Annotated in this window: 8 protein-coding genes and 1 pseudogene; 4 read left to right on the top strand and 5 right to left on the bottom strand. The window is 45.6% G+C overall.

Features of this window, described 5'->3' with window-relative positions:
- Nucleotides 1-320 precede the first annotated feature (320 nt).
- Nucleotides 321-1,976: a lipoxygenase family protein gene (locus EWV66_RS12325; RefSeq protein ID WP_072927101.1), complete on the top strand. Its 1,656-nt coding sequence runs from the start codon at nt 321-323 to the stop codon at nt 1,974-1,976.
- A 277-nt stretch (nt 1,977-2,253) separates the two neighbouring features.
- On the opposite strand, the gene rpsJ is transcribed toward EWV66_RS12325, so the two are convergent.
- From rpsJ to rpsL, 5 genes are all read right to left on the bottom strand, one after another.
- The gene (gene rpsJ / locus EWV66_RS12330; RefSeq protein WP_002740287.1) at nt 2,254-2,571 is read right to left on the bottom strand and encodes a 30S ribosomal protein S10; all 318 of its coding nucleotides are present in this window, start codon (nt 2,569-2,571) and stop codon (nt 2,254-2,256) included.
- A 92-nt stretch (nt 2,572-2,663) separates the two neighbouring features.
- Complete coding sequence (gene tuf, locus EWV66_RS12335) at nt 2,664-3,893, bottom strand: elongation factor Tu (RefSeq protein WP_052276543.1); 1,230 nt, start codon at nt 3,891-3,893, stop codon at nt 2,664-2,666.
- 152 nt (nt 3,894-4,045) lie between these two features.
- Complete coding sequence (gene fusA / locus EWV66_RS12340) at nt 4,046-6,121, bottom strand: elongation factor G (protein ID WP_287108261.1); 2,076 nt, start codon at nt 6,119-6,121, stop codon at nt 4,046-4,048.
- Between the two features lie 143 nt (nt 6,122-6,264).
- Nucleotides 6,265-6,735, bottom strand: coding sequence for a 30S ribosomal protein S7 (rpsG, locus tag EWV66_RS12345; RefSeq protein ID WP_002758831.1), 471 nt, complete (start codon nt 6,733-6,735; stop codon nt 6,265-6,267).
- A gap of 155 nt (nt 6,736-6,890) precedes the next feature.
- Complete coding sequence (gene rpsL / locus EWV66_RS12350) at nt 6,891-7,274, bottom strand: 30S ribosomal protein S12 (protein ID WP_002740176.1); 384 nt, start codon at nt 7,272-7,274, stop codon at nt 6,891-6,893.
- A 546-nt stretch (nt 7,275-7,820) separates the two neighbouring features.
- Between rpsL and EWV66_RS24135 the strand changes: the two are divergent.
- From EWV66_RS24135 to EWV66_RS12365, 3 genes and pseudogenes are all read left to right on the top strand, one after another.
- Nucleotides 7,821-8,162, top strand: a pseudogene (locus tag EWV66_RS24135) (type II toxin-antitoxin system RelE/ParE family toxin).
- Complete coding sequence (locus tag EWV66_RS12360; protein ID WP_287109184.1) at nt 8,155-9,312, top strand: HigA family addiction module antitoxin; 1,158 nt, start codon at nt 8,155-8,157, stop codon at nt 9,310-9,312. The pseudogene EWV66_RS24135 and the gene EWV66_RS12360 overlap by 8 nt, the downstream one beginning before the upstream one ends.
- 88 nt (nt 9,313-9,400) lie before the next feature.
- Entirely contained in the window at nt 9,401-10,597 is a 1,197-nt protein-coding gene (locus EWV66_RS12365) for a DNA double-strand break repair nuclease NurA (RefSeq protein WP_287109186.1), read from the top strand.
- Nucleotides 10,598-10,714 lie beyond the last annotated feature (117 nt).

The raw sequence follows: 10,714 nt of genomic DNA on the forward strand, positions 1-10,714 counted from the left end.
GAACTGGAAAAAGTAGTCAATCAGCTTTTAAATGAAGGGGGATTGATTATTAAATGGAGTAGAAAACTTAAAAATAAGGGTAATGCTGTCAATGTAACTTAAATGCGTAAAAGCTTAATATATTAAGTTTTGCAAACAGAGGCAATATTTCGGGAATCTAACCCAGTTGTAACTGTATATAATAGATGACACTATATCTAGCCAGTAATTTACCTCAAAAGACCCTTTTGTTGGAGGTAATTACTTACCTTGACTAGCCTATTATTGTCATGAAAAAGACTAAACTTTTTAAGTTATAATTTTTTAGACAAGGAGTTACTTTGCTGACACCATCGCTACCCCAAAATGATCCTGATCCAGCCAAAAGACAAGAGCTATTAAGACGACAAAAACAAGTGTACATCTATGATTCCGTTAATGGTATCACCCTCGTCAAAGATTTACCTACCCACGAAAACTTTTCTATTTCCTATCAAGTAATGCGGGGTAAAGGTTTCAGTGCTTTAATTGCCAATGGCGTGGCCACGAGAATAGAAAACGTCTTTGATCCCTTCGACAAATTAGAAGATTACGAAGAACTTTTTCCCATCCTTCCCCAACCCACAAGCATTAAAACTTGGCAATCTAACACAAGTTTTGCCTACCAAAGATTAGCGGGAGCAAATCCCATGGTCATCCGCGGGATTAGCAGCTTACCGGATAATTTTCCCGTCAGCGATGCTATCTTCCAAAAAGCCATGGGACCTGATAAAACCATTGCCTCGGAAGCCGCTAAGGGTAACTTATTTCTAGCAGATTATGCCCCCCTAAACAACCTAACTTTAGGCAGTTATCAAAAGGGTATGAAAACTGTAACAGCACCTCTTGTCCTTTTCTGTTGGCGTGCTAGAGGTTTACGGGGTCAAGGGGGATTAGTACCAGTTGCCATTCAATTATATCAAGATCCGACTCAACCTAATCAGCGCATCTATACCCCCGATGACGGACTTAATTGGTTAATGGCGAAAATTTTCGTCCAAATTGCCGACGGAAATCACCATGAATTAGTTAGTCACCTCAGCCATACCCATTTAGTAGCGGAAGCTTTTGTTTTAGCCACAGCTACCGAGTTAGCACTTAATCATCCTCTGGCAATTCTATTAAGACCTCATTTTCAATTTACCCTCGCTATTAATAGTTTAGCCGAGAGCGAGTTAATTAACCCCGGCGGATTCGTTGATCGTCTATTAGCGGGGACGCTAGAAGCATCGATCGAGCTAATTAAGAGTTCCTATCGTCAAAGATTAGATAATTTCGCCGATTATGCCCTACCAAAGCAATTAGAATTGCGCCAAGTCCAGGATACCTCGCTACTACCAGATTACCCCTACCGAGACGATGCTCTCTTACTTTGGCAAGCAACGGAAACCTACGTCAAAGATTACCTAAGTCTTTACTATACTTCCGATGCGGACGTAAATGAGGATACAGAATTACAAGCTTGGGTGCGAACATTGATGTCACCTGAAGGTGGAGGCATCAAAAAATTAGTTTCTGAAGGAGAATTAGACACTTTGGCCAAATTAATCGAAGTTGTCACCCAGATAATTTTTGTGGCCGGACCACAACACGCGGCGGTTAATTATCCTCAATACGATTATCTCGCCTTTTGCCCGAATATTCCCCTAGCGGGTTATCAATCTCCTCCCAAAGCAGCTGAGCAGGTGGATATAGATTATATTCTCCGTCTTTTGCCCCCCCAGGCCCAGGCCGCTTATCAATTGGAAATTATGCAGACTTTAACAGCTTTTCAATTTAACCGTTTTGGCTATCCATCCCGAAGTGCTTTCCCAGATCAACGCACTTACCCGATTTTGGCGGTTTTCCAAGCTAAATTAAAGGCGATCGAAAATCAGATCGATCGGCGCAATTTAACCCGATTTACGCCTTATATTTTCCTGAAACCCTCTCGCATCCCCAATAGTATCAATATTTAGGGTCTGCTGAAAAAGTTTTTCGTGGGGGCAGGGTGTGGGGTGTGGGGTGTGGGGTGTAGGGTTTTACCCATTTTCAGACGGTCAATTACCTAATTTTCAGGGAAAAAGTCCAGGAATTTTCGCCCCGATCCCTCCAATGGCTGGCACTTTTTGAGGCCTTGATGGGCTGCTGGGGTATTTAATAGCGATTCTCGTCCACAAAAACTAGACGAGAAACACCATAACAAAGAGTCTCTAAGAAAAAAAGATGTTAGCGATAACATCTTTTTGGCATTTTTTACAATTTAACTTCAATATCAACCCCTGCGGGTAAATCTAATTTCATCAAGGCATCGATTGTCTTAGAAGAGGGTTGGTAAATATCAATAATGCGGCGATGGGTGCGGGTTTCAAAATGTTCACGGGAGTCCTTATCAACGTGAGGGGAACGCAGGACACAATAAATCTTTCTTTTTGTCGGTAGGGGAATTGGTCCGATCGCTGTGGCGTTAGTTCTATTGGCAGTATCGACAATCTTCTCACAGGAAGTATCGAGTAAGCGCTGGTCAAAAGCTTTCAAACGAATGCGAATTTTCTGTTGTTGTAACGTAGCCATAATTTCACCTATTGCAATTGTCAAGGTACAAAATAAAGACAGTAACGGAGCAGTTTTTCGTCATTAACTGCCCCGTTAATTAGTAGATCAGCCTACTTGATAATTTTGGAGATAACGCCAGAACCGATGGTACGACCACCTTCGCGAATAGCGAAGCGCATACCCTCTTCAATAGCGATCGGGTTGATCAGTTCCACGGTCATTTTGATCCGGTCTCCCGGCATGACCATTTCTACGCTGCTGCCATCATCGGCGGTGTAGTCTTGGATAGTGCCAGTTACGTCGGTTGTCCGCACATAGAACTGAGGACGATAGTTTTTAAAGAAAGGAGTGTGACGACCACCCTCTTCTTTACTTAACACATATACCTCACCTTCAAACTGGGTGTGGGGTTTGATTGTACCCGGTTTAGCGATCACCATGCCGCGCTCGATGTCGGTTTTTTGGATACCACGCAGGAGGATACCAGCGTTGTCGCCGGCCATCCCTTGGTCGAGACTTTTCTTGAACATTTCGATCCCAGTAACGGTGGTGGGGCGAGTTGCTCTGATCCCGACCAATTCCACGTTATCACCCACTTTCACAATACCGCGTTCGATCCGACCGGTAGCTACCGTCCCCCGACCGGTAATCGAGAATACGTCTTCTACCGCCATCAGGAAGGGTTTATCTACCGCCCGTTCGGGGGTGGGGATATAGCTATCTACCGCGTCCATTAATTCATAAATCGCATCTACCCACTCGTTTTCGCCTTTTTGGGCCTTGGGATTTTTGGTCATGTAGTCGAGGGCTTCTTTAGCAGAACCGGCAATAATGGGGATATCGTCGCCGGGGAATTCGTAATTGCTGAGAAGTTCGCGCACTTCCAGTTCCACGAGTTCCAGTAATTCCTCATCATCCACCATATCTTTTTTGTTGAGGAAGACCACAAGGTTAGGTACACCCACCTGACGAGCCAGCAGGATATGTTCCCGGGTTTGGGGCATCGGGCCATCAGCAGCCGAGACCACGAGAATACCACCGTCCATCTGTGCCGCACCGGTGATCATGTTTTTTACATAGTCGGCGTGGCCAGGGCAGTCCACGTGTGCATAGTGGCGATCAGCAGTTTCGTACTCAACGTGAGCGGTGTTGATGGTGATCCCGCGAGCCTTTTCTTCGGGAGCGGCATCGATTTCATCGTATTTTTTAGCTTGGGCATTACCCAGAGCCGCTAGGGTCATCGTGATAGCGGCGGTGAGGGTAGTTTTGCCGTGGTCAACGTGACCGATCGTACCGATGTTAACGTGGGGTTTCGTCCGTTCAAATTTAGCGCGTGCCATTTACTTTCTGTTCCTTTGTTTTTTTTCTTCTTCAGGTGGGTGAACAGTAATCAGTTACCGGAGATCAGTTTTAAGTTAGCAGTTATTAGAGTTGACCGATCGAATTTAAATGATCGGTTTATTCTCACTGCTCACTGGTCACTGGTCACTGATTAACCGTTCCCTTTACTTTTGGTGATAATCGTCTCGGCCACGTTGCGGGGGACTTCTTCGTAATGGCTAAATTCCATGGTGAAGATGCCGCGTCCTTGGGTTTTGGAGCGAATATCAGTGGCGTAACCAAACATTTCCGCCAGGGGAACTTTAGCGGAGACTTTGGCGATGCCGGTCTCGGTTTCTTGACCTTCGATTTGTCCCCGACGGGAGTTAAGATCACCGATGACGTTACCGATGAAGTCTTCGGGTACTTCCACTTCGACCTTCATCATCGGTTCTAGGAGAACGGGACCAGCTTTCATCACCGCTTCTTTGATCGCCATGGAACCGGCAATCTTAAAGGCCATCTCGGAGGAATCCACATCGTGGAAAGAACCATCTACCAAGGTTGCTTTCAGGTCGATGACGGGATAACCCGCTACGATCCCCGATTCGCAAGCTTCTTTCATCCCTTGTTCTGACGGGTTGATGTATTCTTTGGGGATAGCACCACCGACAATTTTGGAGACGAAGACAAAGCCCGAACCCGGTTCACCCGGTTCTAGTTCGATGACGACGTGGCCGTACTGTCCTTTACCACCACTTTGACGGATAAATTTACCCTCGGCCCGCACGGGTTTGCGGACGGTTTCCCGATAGGCAACTTGGGGAGCGCCCACGGTTGCTTCGACTTTGTACTCCCGGAGCATTCGATCGACGAGGATTTCCAGGTGCAGTTCTCCCATCCCAGCGATTACCGTTTGATTGGTTTCGGGATCAACTTTGACCCGGAAGGTGGGATCCTCATCGGAGAGAGCTTGCAGAGCTTTGCTGAGTTTCTCGATGTCCTGTTTGGTTTTCGGTTCCACCGCCACGGAGATAACCGGTTCGGGGATAAAGAGGGATTCTAGGATAATCGGGTTCTTCTCATCACAGAGGGTATCCCCGGTAATGGTGTTTTTCAGTCCGATCGCCGCTCCTAGATCACCGGCGCGCAGTTCATCCACTTCAATCCGTTCGTTGGATTTGAGGACGATCAGGCGAGCGATCCGTTCTTTGGTTCCTTTGGTGGAGTTGTAGGCGTAGCTGCCTTTGGCTAGTACACCGGAATAGACCCGCAGGAAGGTTAAACGACCGAAGGGATCGGCCATGATTTTGAAGGCCAGGGCCGAGAAGGGCGCATCGTCCTTAGCTTCCCGGATTGCCTCGCTGCCATCGGGGAGAACCCCTTTAACGGCGGCTACTTCCGAGGGTGAGGGTAGGTAATCGACGACGGCATCGAGGAGCAGTTGTACCCCTTTGTTTTTGAAAGCCGAGCCGCAGAGGACGGGAACAATTGTACCAGCAATCGTCCCTTCCCTGAGACCGCGTTTGATTTCGGCTTCGGTGAGTTCTTCACCTTCTAGATATTTTTCTAGGAGTTCTTCATCAGCTTCTGCTACAGCTTCCACTAGCTGCACGCGGAATTCTTCGGCCTTTTTCAATAAGTCTTCGGGAATGTCGGTTTCTTCTATGTCTTTCCCTAGATCGTCCTTATATATATAGGCGCGCATCTTGACGAGATCAACGATCCCGCTCAGTTCGCTTTCTGCGCCGATCGGCATTTGGATGGGAACGGCGTTAGCTCTAAGGCGATCTCTTAATTGTTCGTAAACTTTGAAGAAGTTCGCTCCCGTTCTGTCCATTTTGTTGATAAAGGCAATCCGGGGTACTTTGTACCGATCGGCTTGTCTCCAGACGGTTTCCGATTGGGGTTGTACACCACCCACAGAGCAGAAAACCGCTACTACTCCATCGAGTACCCGCATGGAACGTTCCACTTCAATGGTGAAATCAACGTGGCCGGGGGTGTCAATGATGTTGATGCGATGATCTTGCCAACTGGTACTGATGGCGGCGGCGGTGATGGTGATTCCTCGCTCCCGTTCCTGTTCCATCCAGTCGGTAATTGCCGTTCCGTCGTGGACTTCGCCCAGTTTATGAGCGACTCCCGTGTAGAACAGGATTCTTTCTGTTGTCGTTGTTTTGCCCGCGTCTATGTGAGCGGCGATTCCGATGTTTCGCACTCTCTCTAGCGGGATAGTCCGTGCCACAGCAACCTCCTTGCTTTGCTTGCCAGTGATGGGGTTTTGTTCTAGGATTTTTTACACTATTTACAATTCTATACTTTTCTTGACAGTTTTTTGGCGGCAGCGGTGTGATCCACCGCCCTTAAAGTATCTTTAAAGTATCTTTCTTAGTAACGATAGTGGGCAAAGGCTTTGTTTGCCTCTGCCATCCGGTGGGTTTCTTCCCGTTTTTTGATTGTGCCGCCGGTTTCATTGGCGGCATCCATGATCTCGTTGGCCAGTTTACCTGCCATGGTTTTGCCGCCTCTGGTTCTGGCATAATGGACTAACCAACGCAGTGCCAATGTACTACCACGGTTGCTGCGTACTTCCATCGGCACTTGATAGGTGGCTCCACCGACCCGACGGGCTTTCACTTCCACTAGGGGGGTGGCGTTTTTAACGGCTTTTTCAAATACTTCTAGGGGTTCTTGACCGGTACGTTCGCCGACGGTTTTCAGGGCATCGTAAACGATGTTAGCGGCCAGGGACTTTTTGCCCGAGCGCATAATCCGGCGGATGGTCATGCTGACTAAACAGCTATTGTAAACGGGATCGGGGGGAATAGGACGTTTTTTGACGTTTTTACGGCGAGACATCGGAATATTCCTGAATTTTCTAGGTTAACTTTAACTTTTGCTTGACAGTCGGATGATTACAGCCCATCTCAAACCCCCTCCTGCGAGTTTTCGGTCTCTTGGGTTAACTTTGACCGACTCGGTGGGAGTATTTTTTTGGTTAATCAATTCCCTGTTTATTTAGCGGCGGGTTTGGGGCGTTTGGTTCCGTACTTAGACCGCGCCTTTTGACGGTTTTTCACCCCGGTGGCATCGAGGGTGCCGCGAATGATGTGATATCTGACTCCAGGTAGATCTTTGACCCGACCGCCCCGAATGAGGACGACGGAGTGTTCTTGTAGGTTATGACCAATGCCCGGGATGTAGGCTGTCACCTCAAATCCAGAGGTCAAACGTACCCTAGCCACTTTCCGTAGGGCTGAGTTGGGTTTTTTCGGTGTGGTGGTATATACTCTTGTACAAACTCCCCGACGTTGGGGGCATTGTTTGAGGGCGGGAGATTTGGTTTTTCTTTTCGCTTTGGATCTTTCGTCGCGTATTAATTGCTGAATGGTGGGCATGATAGGGCTGTATCTAAGGTTACTCTGAACTCCTATTACCGAAGGTCAAATCGTTGACAAAAGGTCATTATAGCAAATTGTCGCTCCTGTTGTCAAGTCGCTTGTGGTGCTTTTCTCCGGTTTAGAGGTTAGAGATTGTCTTTTTCTTGGGCGGCGGTGGCACTCAATTCGGGCGTTATTAGGCGATAAAATTACAGCTTCGTTGTTTTGGCTTGATGGTGCAATTTTAGCGATAATTATCACCTGATTAATCGGCCAATATCTGAAAAACTGTCTCTAGCTAACCTCATTTTCAGAACTGGTGTCTAGACTATTAGCTCTTAACGCTATATTTAGAGCTTTTGTACTGGATGCACCAGAGGCTATCATAAAATATTGTTAACCTCAAAGGTTAACAATATTCCAAGGTTCATCTACAATGGATATTGTCTTTAAGGAAAAAAAAGGCTCTTCGTTACTTGGTATGGTTCGATAGGGGAGCATAAATCGACTAAATCCTTATCTGGCAAGAGACTTAATTGATTAGTTCGCTCTAGAGAAAAATAATTGACAAAAAATAAACCGAAGAGCCAAAAAAAATTTGAGAACGAATGCAATAGCCAAAGACTACTGAAAAAACAGTATGGAGAGAAGATGGCTAAGAAAATCAGGCAAAGACTCGACGACTTAAAATCAGTTATTGTCCTAGAGTAAATGCGATCGCTGCCGGGACGTTGCCACGAATTATTATATAACCGTGCTGGACAACTATCCCTAGATTTAGTTCATCCCTTCAGACTAATTTTTGAGCCAGCTAATATACCGATTCCTCGAAAAGCAGACGGGGGAATTGATTGGAAGAAAGTAACCGCAGTCGTAATTATTGGCATAGATGACACCCATGACTAATACTATTGAGAACAGATATGCACCGGATTTTATTTCTCCACCGGGAGAAACCCTTGCCGAAATCCTAGAAGAAAGAAATATATCTCAATCGGAACTCGCCCAACGCATGGGCAGACCAAAAAAGACTATCAATGAGATCATAAAAGGTAAAGCGGAGATTACTATCGATACCGCCTTACAGATAGAGTTAGTGTTAGGAACTCCCGCCAGTTTCTGGATAGAGCGCGAAAGACTTTATCGGGAATATTTAGCGAGAAAAAACGAGAATCAAAGATTAAAAGGTTATTTAGGCTGGTTAAAACAAATTCCTTATCGGCAGATGACTGAATTAGGCTGGCTCAAGTTTGATGAGGATAAAATAGAGCAATTACGGGAGAGCTTGAATTTTTTTGCCGTTGTCTCCCCTGAGAAATGGGAGGAGATTTGGGGGATAAATTTATCGATTGATTTTAGAAAGTCTCAAGCATTTGATAGTGATCGAGGGGCAATAACGGCATGGTTGCGTCAAGGAGAAATAGAAGCATCGAAAATTAATTGTGCTGATTACAACGAGTTGAAATTCAGAGATGCCTTGCGACAAATTCGTTTGTTAACTGTTAAGTCGATCGAAGTATTTCAACCGCAAATGATCGAGCTTTGTGCGGCAGCGGGGGTTGCCTTAGCCTTTGTCCCTGAACTTCCGAAAACAAGGGTACACGGTGCTACCCGTTGGTTAGGTTCTCAGAGAGCTTTAATTCAATTGAGCGATCGATACAAAACAAATGATCATTTTTGGTTTTCTTTTTTTCATGAAGCTGGTCATATTTTATTACATGGGAAACGAATTTTATTTTTAGAGGGGCAAGATATTCAAGATACAATTAAAGAAAAAGAGGCGGATGTTTTTGCAGCTAATTTCTTAATTGATTCCAGAGATTGGCAGAGATTTATCGCCAATAATTCTCCCAGTAAAAAAGCTATTAATCAATTTGCCGAACAAATAGGAATACACCCTGGTATTATTGTGGGTAGAATGCAACATGAGCAAATTATTTCTTATCAAAACTGTAATGATCTTAAGGAGAAATATTGTCTAAATACGCAGGATTCCTTTTTGGTATTGACGAGCGACTCCCCAAAAGGAAAACTTCCTATCTCACCCTTGAGATAAATGCTGTAAGCGGAGATTACTATGGATAAATTTGGCAATAATTGACAAAATTGCGATAAAATCAAAAAAAGTCAGGGAGAGGATAGTTATGCTCGATCTTGCGAAATTAGCGGCAAAAATGCCCGGGATTAGTCAACATTTTCAACAGGAAGTGGCAGCTAGTCGTGAGCGAGTGCAACGGGCTAAAATTCTTTTAGAACAGGCTCAACAGCAACAGGAAAAACTGCTAGAACTCTATCATAACTGGCACGATCGCCTAATTTTCTCTGTCGCGCTACCGATCGAACCTCTCGACACCCGCATTACTATCCTTCCCGCTCCCGAAAGTCATAGCGTTTTTGCCACGGATGGTTCCCAAATTGCCCCTTCTCACCACGAAATTGCCTACTGTTATCTAATTAATATCGGTAGGATCATGTTGCACTATGGCCAAAATTTGCACCCGCTCCTCGATAGCATTCCCGAAGTCTATTACAAATCAGAAGACCTCTACATTTCTAAACAGTGGGGTATTCGCGTGGATGAGTGGATGAGTTATCGTCGGACGGTATTAGAAAGCCAAATGTTAGCGGAAATGGCTACTCGTTGGGTAAAACCCCCCGGCGCCCATTATGAACCAAATTTAGCCCTCGTGGATGGTTCTTTGATCTATTGGTTTATCGATAGTCTCCCCCCGGAAGCAAAAGATTTAATTTTGCCGCCGATTTTTCAGTCTTGGGACGATTTGCGCTCGGCTAAAATCCCGCTTATAGGTTATATTAGTGCTTCTCGTAGCACGGAAGGCTTAAATTTCCTGCGTTTACAATCTTGTCCCCATGATACTCCCAATTGCTTGATCAATTGCGGTGATTTAGACCCAGAAAAAACCCCTTGTCGCGTTGTCGATCCTCTCCGGGATGCTTCTCTCTGGGGTTATTTATTGGAACCGGGGCAAAGAAGTCCTTTTTGGCGCAGTTCTTTGAAAATACTCGATCTTTATGGGGATGAACATCGCATTTACTTCTGTTATCTCCATGTGGGGACGGAAATCGCTAGGGTAGAGGTTCCTGCTTGGGTGGTGGAGGAGCGAGAATTACTCGATCGCTCTTTGAGTATTTTACTGGCCCAGGTGTTAAAAGGTTATGGTTATCCGATCGCCTTAGCGGAAGCGCACAATTTAGCGGTGATTAAAGGTGGCGATCGCTTGCGTTTTTTTGCCCTTTTGGAACAACAGATGATTAAAGTCGGTTTACAGGATGTGGGAACATCTTATAAGGAAGCGAGAAAACGCAGTAGTATTGCTTAGGGACTTCCAAAAAATAAACTATTCATCCTCAAGAATAATAATCATTCTCGGAGTGTGGGAGGTAGGGATCGATGGTTGCCCCCTCCTTCCAATTTTGTAGTAGAATTAATCCTGTAC

Source organism: Microcystis sp. M_OC_Ca_00000000_C217Col, from assembly GCF_007095585.1.
In the GTDB taxonomy this organism is placed as follows: Bacteria; Cyanobacteriota; Cyanobacteriia; order Cyanobacteriales; family Microcystaceae; genus Microcystis; species Microcystis panniformis.

What these genes read in the sequence shown, in the direction of transcription:
- rpsG (WP_002758831.1), bottom strand. Translation starts at nt 6,735, where the DNA reads ATGTCTCGCCGTAAAAACGTCAAAAAACGTCCTATTCCCCCCGATCCC.
- EWV66_RS12365 (WP_287109186.1), top strand. Translation starts at nt 9,401, where the DNA reads ATGCTCGATCTTGCGAAATTAGCGGCAAAAATGCCCGGGATTAGTCAA.
- EWV66_RS12360 (WP_287109184.1), top strand. Translation starts at nt 8,155, where the DNA reads ATGACTAATACTATTGAGAACAGATATGCACCGGATTTTATTTCTCCA.
- rpsJ (WP_002740287.1), bottom strand. Translation starts at nt 2,571, where the DNA reads ATGGCTACGTTACAACAACAGAAAATTCGCATTCGTTTGAAAGCTTTT.
- tuf (WP_052276543.1), bottom strand. Translation starts at nt 3,893, where the DNA reads ATGGCACGCGCTAAATTTGAACGGACGAAACCCCACGTTAACATCGGT.
- rpsL (WP_002740176.1), bottom strand. Translation starts at nt 7,274, where the DNA reads ATGCCCACCATTCAGCAATTAATACGCGACGAAAGATCCAAAGCGAAA.